23 protein-coding genes are annotated in these 18,577 nt (G+C 67.7%); 8 read left to right on the top strand and 15 right to left on the bottom strand.

Annotated features, from left to right (window positions below; translation table 11 throughout):
* Positions 1–47: 47 nt before the first annotated feature.
* The 4 genes from ACOGI5_RS02125 to ACOGI5_RS02140 all read right to left on the bottom strand — a co-directional run bounded on the left by ACOGI5_RS02125 (position 48) and on the right by ACOGI5_RS02140 (position 5,539).
* Entirely contained in the window at positions 48–872 is an 825-nt protein-coding gene (locus tag ACOGI5_RS02125; protein ID WP_419862822.1) for an SDR family NAD(P)-dependent oxidoreductase, read from the bottom strand.
* A gap of 59 nt (positions 873–931) precedes the next feature.
* Entirely contained in the window at positions 932–2,023 is a 1,092-nt protein-coding gene (locus ACOGI5_RS02130) for a Zn-dependent alcohol dehydrogenase (protein WP_419862823.1), read from the bottom strand.
* 94 nt (positions 2,024–2,117) lie between these two features.
* Entirely contained in the window at positions 2,118–3,332 is a 1,215-nt protein-coding gene (locus ACOGI5_RS02135; protein WP_419862824.1) for an MFS transporter, read from the bottom strand.
* The gene (locus ACOGI5_RS02140) at positions 3,329–5,539 is read right to left on the bottom strand and encodes a molybdopterin-dependent oxidoreductase (RefSeq protein WP_419862825.1); all 2,211 of its coding nucleotides are present in this window, start codon (positions 5,537–5,539) and stop codon (positions 3,329–3,331) included. Before ACOGI5_RS02140 ends, ACOGI5_RS02135 begins: the two co-directional genes overlap by 4 nt.
* 158 nt (positions 5,540–5,697) lie before the next feature.
* Between ACOGI5_RS02140 and ACOGI5_RS02145 the strand changes: the two genes are divergently transcribed.
* Genes ACOGI5_RS02145 through ACOGI5_RS02170 form a run of 6 tightly spaced genes read left to right on the top strand, consistent with a single transcriptional unit; the run spans position 5,698 to position 9,655 of the window.
* Positions 5,698–6,471, top strand: a complete 774-nt coding sequence (locus ACOGI5_RS02145; protein WP_419862826.1) for a DUF429 domain-containing protein — start codon at positions 5,698–5,700, stop codon at positions 6,469–6,471.
* Between the two features lie 44 nt (positions 6,472–6,515).
* Positions 6,516–6,797 (top strand): hypothetical protein, encoded by a 282-nt coding sequence (locus ACOGI5_RS02150; protein ID WP_419862827.1) that lies wholly within the window; start codon positions 6,516–6,518, stop codon positions 6,795–6,797.
* Positions 6,798–6,823: 26 nt separating this feature from the next.
* On the top strand, positions 6,824–7,717 hold the full coding sequence (locus ACOGI5_RS02155; protein ID WP_419862828.1) for an AAA family ATPase: 894 nt from the start codon (positions 6,824–6,826) through the stop codon (positions 7,715–7,717).
* Complete coding sequence (locus ACOGI5_RS02160) at positions 7,710–8,876, top strand: vWA domain-containing protein (RefSeq protein ID WP_419862829.1); 1,167 nt, start codon at positions 7,710–7,712, stop codon at positions 8,874–8,876. The genes ACOGI5_RS02155 and ACOGI5_RS02160 overlap by 8 nt, the downstream gene beginning before the upstream one ends.
* Positions 8,877–8,910: 34 nt before the next feature.
* The gene (locus ACOGI5_RS02165) at positions 8,911–9,195 is read left to right on the top strand and encodes a hypothetical protein (protein WP_419862830.1); all 285 of its coding nucleotides are present in this window, start codon (positions 8,911–8,913) and stop codon (positions 9,193–9,195) included.
* Complete coding sequence (locus ACOGI5_RS02170) at positions 9,185–9,655, top strand: hypothetical protein (RefSeq protein ID WP_419862831.1); 471 nt, start codon at positions 9,185–9,187, stop codon at positions 9,653–9,655. The genes ACOGI5_RS02165 and ACOGI5_RS02170 overlap by 11 nt, the downstream gene beginning before the upstream one ends.
* A 90-nt stretch (positions 9,656–9,745) precedes the next feature.
* Here the strand turns inward: ACOGI5_RS02170 and ACOGI5_RS02175 are convergent, their stop codons facing one another.
* From ACOGI5_RS02175 to ACOGI5_RS02225, 11 genes are read right to left on the bottom strand one after another with little or no spacing between them, the layout of a single operon-like run.
* On the bottom strand, positions 9,746–10,108 hold the full coding sequence (locus ACOGI5_RS02175; RefSeq protein WP_419862832.1) for a hypothetical protein: 363 nt from the start codon (positions 10,106–10,108) through the stop codon (positions 9,746–9,748).
* The gene (locus tag ACOGI5_RS02180) at positions 10,105–10,395 is read right to left on the bottom strand and encodes a hypothetical protein (protein ID WP_419862833.1); all 291 of its coding nucleotides are present in this window, start codon (positions 10,393–10,395) and stop codon (positions 10,105–10,107) included. The genes ACOGI5_RS02175 and ACOGI5_RS02180 overlap by 4 nt, the downstream gene beginning before the upstream one ends.
* 1 nt (position 10,396) lies before the next feature.
* Positions 10,397–10,675, bottom strand: coding sequence for a hypothetical protein (locus ACOGI5_RS02185; RefSeq protein ID WP_419862834.1), 279 nt, complete (start codon positions 10,673–10,675; stop codon positions 10,397–10,399).
* Positions 10,676–10,687: 12 nt separating this feature from the next.
* On the bottom strand, positions 10,688–10,915 hold the full coding sequence (locus ACOGI5_RS02190; protein ID WP_419862835.1) for a hypothetical protein: 228 nt from the start codon (positions 10,913–10,915) through the stop codon (positions 10,688–10,690).
* A gap of 11 nt (positions 10,916–10,926) precedes the next feature.
* Positions 10,927–11,178: a hypothetical protein gene (locus ACOGI5_RS02195; protein ID WP_419862836.1), complete on the bottom strand. Its 252-nt coding sequence runs from the start codon at positions 11,176–11,178 to the stop codon at positions 10,927–10,929.
* A 10-nt stretch (positions 11,179–11,188) separates the two neighbouring features.
* Entirely contained in the window at positions 11,189–11,773 is a 585-nt protein-coding gene (locus tag ACOGI5_RS02200) for an SRPBCC family protein (protein WP_419862837.1), read from the bottom strand.
* Entirely contained in the window at positions 11,773–12,732 is a 960-nt protein-coding gene (locus ACOGI5_RS02205) for an XdhC family protein (RefSeq protein WP_419862838.1), read from the bottom strand. The genes ACOGI5_RS02200 and ACOGI5_RS02205 overlap by 1 nt, the downstream gene beginning before the upstream one ends.
* Positions 12,732–15,110 (bottom strand): aerobic carbon-monoxide dehydrogenase large subunit, encoded by a 2,379-nt coding sequence (locus ACOGI5_RS02210; protein ID WP_419862839.1) that lies wholly within the window; start codon positions 15,108–15,110, stop codon positions 12,732–12,734. Before ACOGI5_RS02210 ends, ACOGI5_RS02205 begins: the two co-directional genes overlap by 1 nt.
* A 1-nt stretch (position 15,111) precedes the next feature.
* Entirely contained in the window at positions 15,112–15,666 is a 555-nt protein-coding gene (locus tag ACOGI5_RS02215) for a (2Fe-2S)-binding protein (protein ID WP_419862840.1), read from the bottom strand.
* 1 nt (position 15,667) lies between these two features.
* Positions 15,668–16,540 carry an FAD binding domain-containing protein gene (locus ACOGI5_RS02220; protein ID WP_419862841.1) on the bottom strand — a complete coding sequence of 291 codons (873 nt, stop codon included), beginning with the start codon at positions 16,538–16,540 and terminating at the stop codon, positions 15,668–15,670.
* 15 nt (positions 16,541–16,555) lie between these two features.
* Complete coding sequence (locus ACOGI5_RS02225; RefSeq protein ID WP_419862842.1) at positions 16,556–16,798, bottom strand: hypothetical protein; 243 nt, start codon at positions 16,796–16,798, stop codon at positions 16,556–16,558.
* 126 nt (positions 16,799–16,924) lie between these two features.
* Between ACOGI5_RS02225 and ACOGI5_RS02230 the strand changes: the two genes are divergently transcribed.
* Both ACOGI5_RS02230 and ACOGI5_RS02235 read left to right on the top strand, forming a co-directional pair.
* Entirely contained in the window at positions 16,925–17,443 is a 519-nt protein-coding gene (locus ACOGI5_RS02230) for a DUF2269 family protein (protein ID WP_419862843.1), read from the top strand.
* A 50-nt stretch (positions 17,444–17,493) separates the two neighbouring features.
* A complete protein-coding gene (locus tag ACOGI5_RS02235) occupies positions 17,494–18,549 on the top strand; it encodes an isocitrate/isopropylmalate dehydrogenase family protein (protein WP_419862844.1) in 1,056 nt (351 codons plus the stop codon).
* The last annotated feature ends 28 nt before the right edge of the window (positions 18,550–18,577 follow it).

An 18,577-nucleotide genomic window follows, 5' to 3' on the forward strand; every position in this document is an offset into this window, starting at 1 on the left:
CCGTTTGCCTCAGCGTCGCCACACCTGGCGGCGACGTGCACGAGAGCTCAGCGGGTGAGGTGCCCGTCGTCGAGCATGGCATCGGCCTGGTAGCGGGCGATCTTGCCCATCTCGGGATGGGTCAGCACCCAGAAGCGATCGGTGCGGACAGCATCCAGCACCATCGGCCCCACGTCGGCGGGGTCCATGCCCTCGGCCAGATAGCCCTTGAGCATGTCCCAGAACTTTTCGCCCTGATCGGTACGCACGTGGTGCGCAGCATCTTCGGGGTCACGATTGCGCTGGCTGTACACGATGTTGGTGTTGATCGGCCCCGGGCACAGCACCGAGGCATGCACCGGCGAGTTGCGCAGCCGCAGATCTCGCTCCAGCGTGGCCATCAGCGCCACGACACCGTGCTTGGACACGTTGTACGCACCCAGCGAGGCGCCGCCGTACAGCCCGGCCACCGACGCAGTCGAGTTGATGTGGCCCTCGCCAGTCGCCTCGATGATCGGCAGGAATACGTGGCAGCCGTAGATCGGCCCCCACAGGTTGATGTCGAGCGTCCAGCGCCAGTCCTCGAGCGACATGTCGCCTACCGGACCGGGAATGCCGACGCCGGCGTTGTTGCACAGCACGTGCACGCTTCCGAACTGCGCCACGGCAGCCTCGGCGAGCGCCTCGATCTGCGCCAGTTGCGATACGTCGGTGCGTACCGCGATGGCTTCCGCGCCGGTCGCACGCACCTCCGCTGCGGCGTCGTTCAGCGGCGCTTCCTCGATGTCGGCCAGCACCACTTTCATGCCCGCCGCGGCGAACGTGTCTGCCATGGCACGGCCCATGCCGCTCGCTGCGCCTGTCACCACGGCGACTCTGCCCTCGACTTCCATGGCCCCTCACTTGCTGGTTGTTGGCTTTTTTCGACCGGAGCGCCTGAGACGCGGACCGGTTAGTCGAAGTCGATGACGGTGCGAGTGCCGACGCGCTGACGCATCTGCTCGTAGCCGACGTTGATGTCCTCCAGCGGCATATGCGCCGAGATCATCTCGTCGAGCATCAAGCGGCCGTCGAGATACATGTCGACGTAGCGGGGCATGTCCACCCGGAAGGCGTTCGAGCCCATCATCGAGCCCTGCAGCCGCTTCTCGAGCATGAACACCTCGTAGCCCGTGATCTCGATCTTCTCGCCGAACGGCATCATGCCCACGATGACCGTGGTGCCGCCGGGCCGCGACGACGACCACGCCTGCTCGCAGGTCTGCTTCAGCCCGATGCACTCGAAGGCGTAGTCCACGCCGCCGCCGGTCAGCTCCTTGATGGCCTCGACCGGATCGCCTTCAGAAGCGTTGACCGTGTCGGTGGCACCCACCTGGCGGGCCGTTTCCAGCTTGGAGTCCTCGACATCCACCGAGATGACCCGGCCGGCCCCGGCAATGCGTGCACCCTGCACAGCCGACAGGCCGATGCCACCGGCGCCGTACACGGCCACAGTCGCGCCGGGCTCGATGCGAGCCGTCTTGAATACTGCACCCAGTCCCGTAGTCACACCGCAGCCGATGAGTGCCGCACGGTCGAGCGGCATGTCGTCGCGGATCTTCACGACAGCGTTCTGGTGGATCAGCATCTCCTCGGCGAATCCGCCGAGACGGGCGAACTGGCCCACCTCGGTGCCGTCTGGCTTAGCCAGCCGTGGTGAGGCACCGGTCGGCCGAGCGACGGCAGCGGGATTGGCGCAGATGTTCGGGCGACCGGTCAGGCAGCGCTCGCAGTGGCCGCAGAAGACCGACAGGCAGCTGATGACGTGGTCGCCCGGCTTCACGTACGACACGTTGTCGCCGACTGCTTCGACCACGCCGGCACTCTCATGACCCATCACAGCGGGGAGCTGGTACGGCCAGTGGGCATCCATGAAGTGCAGGTCGCTGTGGCACAGGCCCGCGTGCACCACCCGCAACAGGACCTCGTCGGGAGCGGGCGCATCGACCGAGATGTCCTCGATGTCGAGTTCGCCCGGAATCTCGTTGAGCACTGCAGCCTTCATGATCGGCTCCCCTCCCGTCACGCGCATCGGCGCCTGACTTCGCCGCAGCGTAGCGAACCCGCCACAGGCCGCTCGGACCGCTGCCGTTGCAGGCTCAGCGGGCCGGATGCCCGCGTCGCACCACCTCGGGCCGGCAGACCAGCCAGAGCGTGAGCGCCACAAATCCCAGCGACGCCATGACGATGACCGCCGTGCGCGGCCCGAGGGCCTGCGCGACCTCGCCGAGGAGGTACGTGCCGATCGGCAATGCCCCGATGGCCATCGACAGCAGGCCCATGGCCCGCCCGCGCATCTGCTCGGGCACCACCGTGAGCACCAGCGTGGATTGGGTGGCCGCGAACAGGCCGCTGCCGCAGCTGGCGAGATACAGCGTCACGACGGCGAAGGGCACATTGGGCGACAGGGCCCAGACGATGAGCATCGCCATCGTGACGAAGACGCCGCTGACGTAGAGAATCCCCCAGCGGCGGGCGCTGGCCACCGAGGTGATGAACGAGCTGGTGATCATGCCGAAGCCCGTCATCGAACCGATCAGCCCGATCTGTGATGCCGTCGCGTCGACCTCCTTGCCGATGAGCTGCACCGCTGGGAAGTAGGCGAACATGAAGAAATTGGCCATCACGGTGACGCCCAGGATGCTGAGCAGCCCGCGATTGGTCCGTGCCAATCGCAGACCCGCCCGCATCTCGGCGCCGACCGACGAGCGCGACTCCTCGGCCGTTACCCGGGGCACCTTCGGCACCCACATCAGCAGCACCAAGGCGACGCACAGCACCCCGCCGATGCCCAAGAACGCGGTCCCCACACCTGCTCGGCCGGTAATGACGCCTCCGAGCAGTTGGCCCGCAGCCAAACCCGACGCGAGCGCCATCGTCTCCCACGCCATGGCTCCGCCGATCCGCTGCTGCCCGACGATGTCCAGCAGCAGCGCTCGCCGGCTCGTCATGTCGACCACCCAGCCGACGCCTGCGAACAGCAGGAACGGGTACAGCAGCCACAGGCCGAGCTGCCCCGCACGCTCAGCGAGTCCGACGATGACGGCAAGCGGGATCAGCAGCGCCGTCTGCCAGCGCACCGTGCGGCGCCGGTCGAATCGGTCGGAGATGACGCCGCCCAAGGCACCGCCCAGCAGCAGCGGCGCCCACATGACGGTGCCCGTGAGCTGCACCAGTCGCGGCGAACCGGTGACCACGTTGACGTGGTACCCGGCCAGGAACGCGATGGCCCAGCGACTCCAGTGCCAGCACAGTCCGCTCAGCCAGAGCGGCAGGAAGCCCTTGGCCGAGAAAGGACCTCGACGGTCGGTCAAGCGGGAACGCCAGATACCGGTGCCACAGTCACCGGGACGCCGTTGACGGCGGCGTTGCCCGACGGGACGTCCACGAACTCGGGCGGGACGAGCACGTTGTAGTTGACCCCGGCGTACCGACTCGCCACCGATCGGCGGGTGCCGGGCTTGTCGTGCCCCCAGCCATGCGGCAACGACACGACTCCCGGGTACATCTGGTCGCTGACCTCCACTGCCACTTCGACGCTGCCGCTGGACGACGAGACGCTGGCCAGCTCACCGTCGGCCACGCCCGCTTCGGCTGCGTCGTCAGGGTGAATGAGCAGCGTGCAGCGATCCTTGCCTCGCACCAGCACCTCCACGTTGTGCATCCAGGAGTTGTTGGAGCGCACATGACGCCGGCTGATGAGCACGAGCGAGGAATCGGAGCGGGCGAGGCGCGCTTCGAGGCGCTCGACATCGGAGGTGATGCGCTCGGGCGCCAGGTCGATCTTCCCGTCGGGGCTCACCACGATGTCGTCGACCTGCGGGACCATCGGACCCATGTCCAGCCCGTCGGGCAGCTCCTTCAGCTTGTCGAGGTTGAGGCCGTCGGGCTCCTCGCCGTAGCGGTCGCCCCACGGACCGGTGCGGATGGCCAGGTCATTCAGCCGCTCGGGGCCGGGCTCGGGCGACGCATCCAGCGCCACCGCGGGGTCCACACCAGCCAACTCGGCAAGCGCCGAGAAGTACAGGTCGTCGAACTCGGCGACGTTCACGTCTCCCAGGCCTGCGCACATCGCGCCGAGCCGGGTGAGGATCTCCCACTCGTCAGGCCGACCCTGCTCGGGCTCGAACAGCGGGGGCGCATATTTCGCCGCCGAGCGCTTGGCCCAGCCCCACAGCATCTCGGAGTAGAAGTGCTGCTCCAGCGCTGCCAGCCCGGGCAACACGACGTGGGCGTGGCGGGATGTCTCGTTGAGCGCATTGTCCACCGAGATCATCGCCTCCAGCAGCGGCAAGGCGTTGTCGAGGCGCTCAGAATTGGGGGCCGACAGCACCGGGTTGCCGCCCACCACGATCAGCGCTTTGAGCTGCCCCTCGCCGGGTGTGTCGATCTCCTCGGCGAGGCATCCCATCGGGAACTGCCCCAGTACCTCGGGAATGTCGCGCACCCTGCTCCGCCAGCGGTCAAACCCGCCCTCGAAGCCCCAGTCCTGCTGCAGCATCGACCACGCCACGGGCTTCGCCCACATCATGCCGCCGACCGTGTCCAGGTTGCCGGTGAGCGCGCAGATCACGTCAGGCAGCCATGACGCCAGCGTGCCGAACTCTTGGTTGCAGGTTCCGATGCGGGCGTACCACGCTGCCCGCTCCGCCGCGGCGAACTCGCGGGCCAGGGTGCGGATCGCCTCGGCATCCGCGCCGCACGCTTCGGCAACCCGCTCGGGCGGATACTTAGCGGCGATCGCCCGCACCTCCTCCACCCCCTTGAGCCGGTCGGCCAAGTGTCCGAGCCGCACGAGACCCTCGTCGAACAGCACGTTCACCACCGCGAGCTGCAGCAGCGCATCGGTGCCGGGTCGTACCGGCAGCCACTGGTCGGCATGGGCGCAGGTCTCGCTGCGGCGCGGATCGATCACGACCACCTTGCCCCGGTCACGTACACCGTCCAGAGAACCCGGAACGTCGGGGCAGCCCATGAAGCTGCCTTGGCTCGCGCCCGGGTTGGCGCCCTGCACCACCATGAAGTCGGTGCGATCGATGTCGGGCACCGGGATGCGCCACGAGTGCCCGTACATCAGCTGGCAGCACACGTTCTTGGACCACGTGTCGACGGTGCCAGACGAATACACCGTGGGTATTCCGGCGAGCTGCAGGAACATCCCCGCGTAGCGGCTGATCGAGTAGTTGAAGCCGGTGGCGTTGCCGAGATACGCGGTGATCGCCTCGACGCCGTACTTGTCGCGGACATCTCCGAGAAGCTCGGCACAGCGCTCGAACGCAGCATCCCAGCTGGCCTCGACAAAGTCACCGGACGCGTCGCGGACCAGGGGCTTGCGCACTCGATCGGGATCGGCGTACATGTGCCCGAGCACGGTGCCCTTGGGGCAGATGTACCCCTTGGACCAGACATCGTTGCGGTTCGGCCTGATCAGCTTCACTTCGCCGTCGGCGTGATGCACCTCCAGTCCACACATCGCCTCGCACAGTGAGCAGCTTCGGATATGGATCTGGCGATCGGTCATGCGAGTCCTTCTTGCAACATGCGGTGAAGTGTCAGAGATTACGACGCTCGCCAGCACGCCAGCCTGCTTTGGTCGTCGAATGCGAAGCTGCCGGCGAACCCGTGACAGGAAGACGGACGCCGATGATCCCTGACCGCCGTAGAGCCGACACGAGGCGCGTGGCAGGCGTAGACGGCGCGGCCGGCGGGTGGGTGATGGCGGTGACCGGTGCGCGGGACGGCACACCGGTGGAATTCTCCCTGTTCGAGTCGTTCGCTGAACTCTGGACAGTGGCCCGCCAGCTCGGTCTGGTGGCGGTGGGCATCGACATGCCGGTCGGATTGCCGTCCAGTGCCAAACGCCAAGCCGACATAGACGCTCGCGAGCTGCTTGGCCCTCGCCGCTCGTCTCTGTTCTGGTCGCCGCCTATTGCTGCATTGGACGCAGCCGAGTACGACCAGGCCAATCGCGCATCGCGCGAGCACCTCGGCATGGGGCTCGCCAAGCAGGCCTACAACCTCTTGCCGAAGATCCGCGAGGTTCGTTCTGCGCTGCAGCCGTCCGATTTTGGCTCCGAGGCGACGCCGCGGGCGGCCGAGGTGCACCCCGAACTCAGCTTCGCGGTCATGGCTGGATCGCCGGGTCAAGCCGAGGTTCATCACCGAGATGGGGAGTCGATGCCGTTCGCAGCACCTCTCCAGCATCCGAAGCGATTCCAAGCCGGCATCGCGGAACGGCTCGCACTGCTCGCAGCGCGCTTCGAAGAAATCCTCGCATCGGCGCTGACGCCGCTGGTGGGCCCGCCGCATGCTGCGCTCGACGACGTTCTTGACGCCGCGGCCGCCGCGTGGACTGCCCGCCGCATCGCCACCGCCCAAGCGGCACACCTCGGGGCTGTCAACGGCAAGATTGACCTCGACAGGGCCGGCTACCCACTCACCATCGTCGTCTAGCCAACAGAGAAGGCCCGAAGGCACCTGGGGCTACTATCGGGGTCGTGACATCGACCGATCCGGTGCCCGCGCAGGCAAGCGCCGGCGCCGAACAGCGGCCCGTGCTGACAGATGTCTGGCAGGGAGACGAGGGCGTCGGCTTCGACGCTGAGCAGAGCAACGTCAAGATCTGCCGCAATGCGCGCCACTTCACCTTCGACGGCTTTGCCGAAGGCGACGAGGACATCGCGACGTCGTGGCGGAAGCTGCTGGAGCGCGAAGGCAAGGCGTCTGCTGACGGCACCTCGCTGCGCGACCTGGTCCTCGGTCCCACATCAGGCGACTGAGGCCGGCGGCGTCCCGGGCTCGAACGGTGAGCGACCCGCACCGCAACGAGACGCCGGCGAGCGTTGCCGACCTCCAGGCGCAGCTCCGCTCAGCCGGCTACCTGGCCAGCCGGGGTTTGGCCACTGCAACGCTCATCGGGATGCGGTTGGGCCGGTCGATCCTGCTCGAAGGCGAGGTCGGCGTCGGCAAGACCGAGATGGCCAAGTGCCTTGCAGAGATCGGCGGGCGGGAGCTGATCCGCCTGCAGTGCTATGAGGGCATCGACACCTACCAGGCGCTCTACGAGTGGGACTACGCACGGCAGATGCTGCACGTCCGAGCGCTGTCGGAGAGCGAGCTGACCGACGTCGAGGCCGTCAGCGGGCTGTACGGGCCTGAGTTCCTCATCGAGCGGCCGCTGCTGTCGGCGATCAAGGCCGGCAGCAGTGCAGTACTGCTCATCGACGAGATCGACCGTGCCGACGACGAATTCGAGGCGTTCCTGCTGGAGCTGCTGTCGGATTTCCAGATCACGATCCCCGAGATCGGCACCATCGCCGCGTCCAGCCGACCGATGGTGGTGCTGACCTCGAATCGCACACGGGAACTGCACGACGCCCTCAAGCGGCGATGCCTCTACCACTGGATCGGCTACCCCAGCCTCGACGAGGAGATCGAGATCGTGCGCCTGCGTGCGCCAGATGCCGTCGAGACGCTGACACACAAGGTCGTCGTCGCAGTACAGCGCCTGCGCGACATGGACCTCGTCAAGCCGCCGGGTGTCGCCGAGACGCTGGACTGGGTGGACGCGCTGGGCGTGCTGGGCACCGACGATCTCGATGCCGCAGCCGCAGCAGACACCATCGGTGCCGTCATCAAGGACCGTGACGACCTCGAACTCGTCGAAGCCGAGCTCGATCGTGTTGTCGCCGATGCCTGAGCGAACGCCCGCGCTCGGAGACGACGTTGGCCCAGATCCGGCGGAGTTCGTGGCGAGGCTCGTCGGCTTCGGCCATGCGCTGCGGGACGCGGACGTTCCGGTGGGCACCGACGATGTCGTCACGTTCTGCTCTGCGGTCTCAGAGCTCACGCCGAGCGATCTCGAAGACGTCTACTGGAGCGGCCGGACAACTCTGGTCCATCGCCGGGACCACCTGCCGGTCTACGACGAGGTGTTCCGCCGGTACTTCCTAGGACACGCGGCCCCTGCCGGCCCAGAACCCTCCGCGACTGACCCGATCGCGCAGGGTCTCAGTGGCACCCTGAACGTGCCCGACAGCGAGCCCGGTGCCGAATCGGGAGACAATCGGCCGATGGTGCTCGGGCGGCAGGCCTCCGGGGTCGAGATACAGCGCGACAAACGCTTCGCCGACTGCACGCCCGATGAGCTGGCCGCGCTGCGGCGGATCATCGCACAAGTCCGGCTCGAACCGCCCCGGCGTCGCACCCGGCGGCGGCGCAGCGATCCGATGGGGGCGCGCCTGGACATTCGCCGGATGGCGCGCGAGGCCATGCGGCTCAGCCATGCGGCCCCTGTCCTGCATCGCCTGACGCGAGCGGAGCGGGCCCGGCCGCTGGTGCTGATCCTCGACGTTTCAGGATCGATGGCTGACCACTCCCGAAACCTGCTGCAGTTCGCGTACTCGATGCGCCGGGCGGCGCAGAAGGTGGAGGTGTTCTGCTTCGGCACCCGGCTGACGCGCATCACGCCGGCACTCGACCGGCGCAACCCCGACGACGCCATGAAGCTCGCCGCTGCTCGAGTACTCGACTGGGACGGCGGCACCCAGATCGGCGAGTCGTTGACCACCTTCATCCGCAAGTGGGGTCGCAAAGGGCTCAGCCGCGGAGCCACTGTCGTCATCTGCTCGGACGGGCTTGACCGCGGCAGCCCCGTCGTTCTGGCTGACGCAATGGAACGTCTCAGCCGGCTCTGCCACCGCATCATCTGGATGAACCCGCTCGTCGGCCACAACGCCGATACGCCGCCGAGCACGCTGGGCATGCTGGCCGCCGGTCCGTTCATCGACAGCCTCGAATCGGGCCACGATTTGGCGAGCCTGGAGTCCTTTGCTGCCGAGCTGGCTCAGATCGACTGATCCCGATGAGATGCGTGCCGCTGGAAGGGAAGCAGTGAGCCGCTGGAGCGTTTCCATCCAAGCCGAGGGCGACCGCCCCGTCGAACTGGATGAGGTGGTCGCGCTGGCCGACGCAGTCGCGCCGCTCGAAGGCATCGCATCCGGCGTCGGAGCAATGGCCTACGGCGCCCAGATCGTCGTGGAGGCTGAGAGCGCCGACCAGGCTGTCGAGACGGCCATGGCAGCATTCGCCGCAGCCGTCGAGACAGCAGATCTTCCCGCGTGGCCGATGACCCGTGCGGAAGTGATCGGCGAGGACGAGCCGGAGTTTGACGAGTGACCGGACCCAGATGATCAGGCTCGGCTCGCTCGCCGGATACCCCTTCGAGGGACCACGGGTACTCGGCGGATGGACGCCGCCCGCAAGTGCAGCCGTGTTTGCGATCCTGTACCGGGCCGACCCCGACGGCAAGCCGCACGACTACGCGGTCATCGACGTCGACCACGCCGACAACCTGGCTGCGGCCGGGCTGCCGTTCGGCCACCCCCGCGCCAAGTGCTGGGAACGGCGCGCCGGCAACAAGTGGAACCTCCACATCTGCACCTACGAGGTGCCGGGCGGCCTGCCGTCGCACCGTGAGCAGATCACCCAGGAACTGATCGCCATCTACCGGCCCGGCTGCGCGCCCGACCAGTACGACCAGAAATGGGAAGACGAATGGATCGGCAGCTACCGAGCCCCCACCGCCGGCCCCCTCACCACCACCCGCGACCCCGGCGGCACAGAGCAGACGTCATAGCTGCGGAGGCGGCGCGAGGCTCTGCGACGTTGCGACCTGCTGGATCGCGGGAGCAGAGCCTCGCGCCGCCTCCGCAGCGGTCGCGCGGTTCTATTCGGGGTGGTAGCCGACAGCCTCGTGGAATCGGCTGCGGCGCGTACCCATCGCAGGCCGGGCCGACGACGGCGCACGAGGCTCAGGATCGGGCTCGTAGGTGGCACCGGTCACGATGCCCTCGGCCATGCCGTACAGCAGCGGCAGCGCACCAGCGATGACGCCCGCTGTGTTGTTGATGCGCTCGACGCCCGGCTCAACGGCTTCAGCGTCGGACTTGATCTTCCACACGATCTGCGAGCACTCCTCGAGCAGCCCGGCGATCCGGGTGAGCTGGCTGCCCACCACGAACAGGTAGAAGGCCAGCCCGGCGATGAACAGGCCGATCAGGATGACGGAGAGGACCACGAGCGTCGTCATGAGCGCACCTTGTCGAGCACACGGCCCAGGAACAGGTGGTGTTCGAGGCCTTCGGTCAGGACCGCATCGACTTGGTCGGCGGTCTCCGCAATGAGAGCCGTGTCACCGGTGTTCGCGGCGGCACGCTCGAGCGTGTCCTTGATGACCTCCACGCGACGCTCGATCGTGCGCACGAGCAGCACCAGCATGGTGAGCAGGACAACCACCGCCACGATCACGACGAAGCCGCCGATGATCACGCCCCACCACAGGTTCTCCTGCGTGTCGGTCAGAGCCAGCAAACCCATCTCAGCCTCCTAACCGGTTGCGGCCGCGCTTGAGTCCGGCGACGATCACCTTCGCCGCTGCGATCGTCGTGTTCAGATTGGACAGCGCCGCCGTGTTGGTGACGGCATCTTCCAGTCCATCGTTGATCTCGGTGGCTCGATTGCCGATCGAGCGGGCCAGAATCAGAATCGGCACCACGAGGGCGACCACGGCGATCACCACGACGATGCCGATGACGATGCCGATCACCCATCCGGTGGTGGACCCGGCGTCCGAACTCTGGGCGAGCAGATGCAGCATGGCAGCCCTCCCTCAGATCGATTCGCAGAAGTCGTGGACTGGCATCAGCGTCGAATTGACCGACGGCAGCACGGTGGGCACCGTCGAGGTCTGCTCGGCGATGACTGCAACACCCCCGGCGACTTGGGCGAGCGTGCTGTGGACCGCTCTCAGGTGGAGCACCACACGCAGCAGCCCGACGGCTGCGGCCAAGATGATCAGGGCGCTGACGATGACGGTGACCCAGGCGACAACAGGCATCACATTTCCTTTCAGCCCAGGAGCTTCCCGACCGAACCTGCGTAGCGGACCGCACCGTCCGCTACCTCTTCGATCGTCTCGTCGGTGGTTGCGAGCAAGTCCTGCGTGGTGTCGAGCTCGCCGATGATCCCCACGCCGCCGGCCAGGATGTCGTCGCTGGCCTTGCGAATGCGCTCGATCGCAGCAAGTACCCGGTTCAGCAGTGCGAGCGCCACTGGCACGACCACCACGAGCAGTATCAGGTTTCCTATCCACCAGAGCACAAGCGCCTCCTCAGACGGCCTCAGGGCGGTATGGCAGGGCAAGCCGGCGCACGACGCGGGCGAGGCCCATGCCCGCGGCGCGCACACCGATCGCAAGGCCACCGGCGGCTTGCACCTGTTCGACTTCGTCGGGATCGCGCCCCTCGGCGATCGCTGCAAGCCGGTTCTGCACATTGGCGGCGAAGTCCTCCAGCAAGACAGCTGTGATGTCACCCACCAAGCCTCGGCCGTACTGTGCGGCCGGCCCGGAGAGCTGCAGATCCATCGCGACGTCTACTGCGGTGCCCCCTGCGGTCGGGGCAAGGCTCGCGTCGAGAGCAAGCGTGGCCTGGCCCCGGCCCTTGCGATCGGTGCCGCTGGCGCTGACCGAAATGGTGCGGGCGTCGGGGTCGCGGTCGGTGATCTCGGCGCTGCCGTCGAAGTCGAGCTTGATGGGGCCAAGTCCGATGGACACCGTGCCGCCGTAGCGGTCATCGCCCAGATCGGTGCTCAGCTCCGCGCCGGGCAGGCACGCCGCAACCTGCGGCACATTGCCGAAGAAATCCCACACGGCCTCGGTCGGCTGAGCGACCTCGAACTGGTTGGCGATCTGCATCAGGCGACTCCCTGCTCACGTGCGAAAGCGGTCCGGCACCCCGCACAGCAGAAGTAGAAGACCTCGTCTCCCACTTCCAGCGACGCAGTCCCCGCATCGATCTGGACCGTCATGCCGCAGACAGGATCGACAGCGGTCCCTGTCGTCGACGCCGGCGCTGTAACCGGGGCAGCGAATGTGCCCTGTGCCCGCAGCTGCACCAGCTCGGCCAGGATCGACACCGCTACTTCCTTGTGCGAGGTGCTGCCGAGATCGAGGCCGGCAGGAGCGCGCAGCGCATCGAGCTGGGCCGATTCGACACCTTGGGCCTCAAGCAGAGCACGCACGCTGCGCCCTCGTCGAGCGGAGGAAACCAAGCCCACGTAGGCGGGATCGGCCTTGAACGCAGCAGCCAGCACGTCCTCGTCCCCGTGCCCCTGGGTGGCAACCACGACCATCGACTGCGGCGTGAGCAGCCCCTCGCTGAACTCGGCACGGTCGACGAGCTCGACACGCCAGTCGAGCTGGGCTGCGAGCACCGACAGGGTGGTTGCCATCGGCGAGCTTCCGACGATCACCAGATGAGGTACGGCCACGACGGGCTCCAAGTAGATCTGCAGGGCGCCTTCGCTCTGGCACGACATGGGCACTGCTGTCGTGCCTTGCGGGAGATCGCCGAATCGGTCGCTCGCGCCCAGGGCCAGCAAGCGCGGTGTGCCGGCTTCGAGCGTTGCGATGGCCTCGCGGATGAACACCGGCTCGGCGCACGCGCCGCCGATCCAGCCGTAGATCTCGCCGGAGGCCGTGTAGACGGCACGAGATCCCTGCTGCCCCGACGTGGGACCCTCCCGCCAGACGACGGTGGCCAGCACGAATGCCTCCCCGCTGCGCGCCAGCTCGGTGGCGCGTTCGAGCACGCCCCAGCCCTCGACGGCCCTGTGCCCTCCGATACCGGGCCCGGCGGCGCTGCTGCTGTGCATCACTCGGTCTTCACCGGCGGTGCGCCGGAGACATCGTGGCCGCCGGTGATGGCCTCATACACCCGGTCGGGCAGCAGCGGCATATCGATATTGCGCACGCCGGTGTCGCCGATGGCGTCGATCACCGCATTGACGAACGCTGCCGGGCCGCCGACGGTGGCGCACTCCCCGATGCCCTTGGCCCCGATGGGGTGGTGCGGGCAGGGCGTCACCACTTCATGCAGCTCGAATCCGGGCGTCTCCCATGCGGTCGGCAGCAGGTAGTCCATGTAGTTGGAGCCGATGCAGTTGCCGTCCTCATCGAAGGTGATGAACTGCATGTTGGCCATGGCGTAGGCCTCGGTGAGGCCGCCCATGATCTGTCCTTCCACGATCATCGGGTTGATGCGCACGCCGCAGTCGTCGACGGCTACTACCCGCAGGACATCCCACACACCGGTCTCGGGATCGACCTCGACCGTCGCGATGTAGCAGGCGAACGGCCAGGTCAGATTCGGCGGGTCGTAGTAGGCGTTGTTCTCCAGGCCGGGCTCCATGCCGTCGGGCATGTTGCTGTAGGCGGCGATGGCGCATTCCTGGATCGTCACGCCCCGGTCGGGTGCACCGCGCACCGAGAACCTGCCGAGCTCCCACTCGATGTCCTCTTCGGACACCTCGAGCAGGTGCGCGGCGATCTGGCGAGCCTTGGCGCGGATCTTGCGCGACACCATGGCCACCGCCGCCCCGGCCACCGGCGTGCTGCGTGACGCGTAGGTGCCCATGCCGAACGGGGCCGTATCGGTATCGCCCTCTTCCACCAGAACGTCCTCGGCGGGTATGCCCAGCTCGTGGGCCACGATCTGCGCCCAGGTGGTCTCGTGGCCCTGGCCTTGGGTCTTGGCGCCAGTCCGCAGCAGCGCCTTGCCGGTCATGTGCACCTTCAGCTCGGCGGAGTCGAACATCTTGATGCCCAAGATGTCGTACTCGCGGCTGTTGCCGGCCCCGAGGGGCTCGGTCATGGTCGAGATGCCGATGCCCAGCAGCCGGCCGCGCTGGCGGGCTTCTTCCTTCTGGCGCAGGAAGTCCTCATAGCCGATCGCCTCGAGTCCGAGGTCGAGGCACTTCGCGTACTGGCCGGAGTCGGTCAGGAATCCCCACGGCGTGCGGTGCGGGAAGTCGTCGTCGCGCACCAGGTTGATCCGGCGGAACTCGGCCTGGTCCATGCCGAGGTCGCTGGCGGCGGCCTGCACCATGCGCTCCTGGAAGTACATAGCCTCGGTGACGCGGAACGAGCACCGGTAGGCGACGCCGCCCGGAGCCTTGTTGGTGTAGACGCCCTGAGCGGTGAGGTGGGCGGCCCCGATGTCGTAGCAGCTGAAGGCCGAGTGCATCAGGCCGATCTTGAACTTGCTCGGCTGCGCGTCGGAGAAGAAGGCACCGTGGTCGGAGTCGGTGTGCATGCGCACGCCGAGGATGCGGCCGTCGTTGCGCAGCGCCATCTCGCCCTTGAGGTAGATGTCGCGGCCGAAACCCGTCGAGATGAGGTTCCCGCTCTTGTCCTCGATCCACTTGACCGGGCACTCCAACAGGATCGACGCCAGAATCGACACGACGTAGCCCGGATACACCGGCACCTTGTTCCCGAATCCGCCGCCGAGGTCGGGGGACACGATGCGGATCATGTGCTCGGGCAGCTCGGCGACCAGGGCCACGGCAGCCCGGATGATGTGCGGTGCCTGAGTGGTCATGTACACGGTGAGCTTTGAGGTCGCCCGGTCGAAATCGGCGATCGAGCCGCACGCCTCGATGGGCGACGGGTGCGAGCGGGGGTAGTGCATCTCGATGGACGAGACCACATCGGCCTGCGCGAAGGCCCGATCGGTGCCCTCGCGGTCGCCGACCTCCCAGTCGAAAACGACGTTGGAGTCTTGGCCCGTCTTGTCGTCGCGGATCAGCGGGGCATCGGGGGCGAGCGCCTGCGTCGGGTTGACGATGGGCGGCAGCGGTTCGTATTCGACCACGATGGCCTCGCAGCCGTCCTTGGCGATGTAGGGGTCGTCGGCGACCACGCAGGCCACTTCCTGGCCCTGGAACCGGACCTTGTCGGTGGCGAGGACGGCTTGCGTGTCGTACGACAACGTCGGCATCCACGCCAGATTGCGGGCGGCCAGCATGTCGCCGGTGAGCACCATGCGAACGCCGGGAATGGCCCACGCGGCGCTGACGTCAATGGAGCGGATACGGGCGTGAGCCAGCGGGCTGCGCAGGATCTCCATGTGCAGCATTCCGGGCAGGGCGATGTCGTCGATGTAGTTGCCCTTGCCGCGGATGAAACGGTTGTCCTCCACCCGGCGCCGGCTGGCGCCGAGGCCGCCGATCTTGATCTCGTCGAGCGCCATCTCAGCCCTCCTCTCCGCTCTCGTCGCCGTCAGGAGCGGCGCCGCCCAGTTTCTCTGCGGCCCACATCACCGCCTTGACGATGTTCTGGTAGCCGGTGCAGCGGCACAGATTCCCAGACAGCGCCCAGCGGATCTCGTCCTCGCTGGGGTTCGGGTTGTCGTCCAGCAGGGCCTTGGCGCAGAGCATCATCCCCGGGGTGCAGAAGCCGCACTGCAGGCCGTGCTCGTCCTTGAATCCCTCCTGGATCGGATGCAGCTCGCTCGCCGTCGCCAGGCCTTCGACGGTGAGCACGTCATGACCGTCGGCTTGGACGGCGAACATCGTGCAGCTCTTGACGGGCACGCCGTCGTACAGCACGGTGCAGGCGCCGCAGTTGGTGGTATCGCAACCGGTGTGGGTTCCCGTCAGCCGGAATCCGTTGCGCAGCAGGTGCGCCAGCAGCAGCCGCGGCTCGACGTCGGCCGCGCGCCGTTCGCCGTTCACGGTCAGCTCCACCCGGCGAACCGGAACGTCATCACCGAAACTCGGCGGGACCTCTTCGAACAACGTGCTCATGTCAGGCCGCCTCTTGTTGGGATCGCCGGATCTGCGCCCCGATGCGCCTCACGAAGGTGGCGACGACGTGGCGCTTGTAGTCGGCGCTCCCCCGATGGTCGGAGCGTGGCTGCGCCGCCTCGGCGGCCAGCTGGGCTGCCACATCGACGGCGTCTGCATCGAGTGCAGTGCCGACGAGAGCGCCAGCCGCCTCGGAGGCGTTGATGGTCGCCGGCCCGACGCCGGTGAGCCCGATGCCTGCCCGGGAGACGGTGTCTCCCGACATCTCGGCGGACACGGCCACGCCCACGGTGGCGAAGTCGCCGACTCGCCGCTCGAGTTTGAGGTAGCCGCCGGCTCTCGTCCCGATCGCCGCCGGCACCACGGCCTCGACGGCGATCTCGTCGTCGGCCAGCACCGTCTGGAACGGGCCGTCGATGAGGTCGTCGACGGGGATCGCCCGGCGCCCATTCGGGCCTTCGGCAACGATGGATCCGCCCAGCGACACCATCACCGAGGCCCAGTCGCCTTGGGGGTCGGCGTGACACAGCGAGCCGACGAGCGTGCCCCGGGTGCGCACGAGCGGGTCGGCTACGACAGGAGCTGCGGCCGCAATGGTGGGCTGGTGGTCGGCGAGCGTTGCCGACTTCTCGAGATCGGCGTGACGGCACAGCGCCCCGATCCGGTAGGTGCCGTCGCCGTCGGGGCGGTGGTAGTCGAGGCCGGCGATGCCGTTGATGTCCACCAGCATCGTCGGCGCGGCGAACCGCAGCTTCATCATGGGGATGAGGCTCTGGCCTCCTGCCAGGATCTTCGCGTCGCCGTTCGCGGCGAGCAGGGCGACTGCTTCAGCGACGGTCGAGGGCGCCTCGTAGCGGAATCGGGATGGGTACATGCGACCGCTCCTCGTCTAGGGCGCGCCCGGGCCGCCGGGGTCGGGGACCGCCCTCGGCATGCCTTCGGCGTCTGGATCGGGACGGCGTTCCTGGTGTGGCGGCCACGGCCCCTGGACTGGCTGCCCGGCAACTTTGAGATAGTCGATGATCTGCGGCCAAGCCCAGATCGTCGGGCTGGCGCCTTCCTTGGGCGCACCCTCGATGACCTCGTACAGCCTCGGGTTGCCAGCGCTGTGGCCTGATGACTCGATCGGCATGGACTCCCCTTCCCCCTGGAGATCCGGCCGTGTCTGTGCGGCACAGCGAACTTACCACTGCCCATCCGGACCCTTCGAACTGCACCCGATATGGCGTCAGTGCGTCTGGCGGCGATACTCGCGGACATGGCTGTTGGCTTCGGTGGGTCGCTTCTCGGTTTGGGAGTGGATTCGGGTTGGTATCAGGCGGTGCTGGTGGTGCATCTGGCCAGCGCAGTGGTGGGCTTCGGCGGCAGCGCCGTGGGCACCGTCATGCTGCGGCGTGCCTGGGCCGAAGGACCGGACGCGGCGGCGGCCGTCCGGCGCTCGTTCGAATTCGCCTCCAACCGTCTCATCGACATGGCTGCCTACCTCGCCGGCATCGCCGGCGTTGTCGCCGTGATCGTCGGACCCTGGAACTTCCGGCAGGACTGGGTGACGATTGCGTTCGTCCTCTATTTCGCCTGGTTGGCCATCGCACACGGTGCCGTGCGTCCGACGGGCGCCAGGCTCGCCGCCGCACTGGAAGCCGCAGCCCAGCCCGGCAGCCCCGAACCAGCGGGCGACGCTGAGCGACTGCGGCGACGGGCTGAGCTGTGGAGTGCGGTGAGCAATCTGGTCATCGTTGCCGCGATCGTGGTGATGGTCACCAAGCCCAGCTGGTAGTCGCCCCCGGGCAGCGCGGCTACCTGCCCTGCCACGTAGCGTCGGCGCCCATGACCGACCAACGGCGACACCGGGTGTGCGTGATCCCGGGCGACGACGCCGCGCCCGAAGCGATGGCCGCCTCGCTGCGCGTGCTGGATGCGTTGGACCTGCCCATCGACTGGGACCACGTACCGGTGGGCGACGATCTGGCAGCGCTGACGCCCGACGAGCGGGAAGCGCTGGTCGGTGGGCACATCGACGCTGCCGACACGGTGCTGTTCGGCTCGTCGAACGGCACCACCCCGGGAGCGGGCTTCATGCGCTGGGGCAAGCGCACGTACGCCAACGTGCGGCCGGTGCGCTGGCGTCCCGGCTATGCCTCGCCGCTGGCCCGACCCGAGGGGATCGACTACGTGATCGTCCGCGAGAACCTCGAGGACATGTACGTCGGCGTCATGGGCCCCGCCAAGGCGCTGCTGGACGCCGGACTGACCGAGGGCCGTTCCCGAGTCCCGCCCGATGCCGCCAACGGGCGCTTCGCGGCGAAGATCATCACTCGTCCCGGCACCGAGCAGGTCACCCGCTTCGCCGCTGAGCTGGCGCTGAGCCGCGGCGGCAAGCTGACCGTCTCGGCCAAGACGAACATGCTCCCGGCGACCGACAGGTGGTTCTGCGACATCGCCCGCGAGGTGGCGCAGGAATACCCGGGACTGGAGTACGAGCAGTTCATCATCGACGACATGGCCCACCGGCTGGTGGTGCGGCCGCACGACCTCGACGTGCTGCTGCTGCCCAACCTGTACGGCGACATCCTGTCCGATCAGGGCGCTGGCACGATCGGGGGCATGGGCCTGGCGCCGTCGGGCTGCTACGGCGACGACTGGGCGTACTTCGAATCGGCCCACGGCACCGCCCCGGACATCGCCGGACAGGGCATCATCAACCCGACGGCCACGCTGGAGTCAGCCGAGATGATGCTGCGCCATCTCGGGCTCGAGGCACCGGCGGACCGGCTGGACTGGGCGCTGGCGCAGGTGTACGAGGCGGGCGAGCATCTGACGCCGGACCAGGGCGGCAACGGCAACACAGACGGCTTCGCCACGGCCGTCATCGAAGCGCTGTAGCCGCCGTCCGGCGCGTCTGCGAGTAGAA

This window comes from Candidatus Poriferisodalis sp., assembly GCF_965208925.1.
GTDB lineage: Bacteria > Actinomycetota > Acidimicrobiia > Acidimicrobiales > Poriferisodalaceae > Poriferisodalis.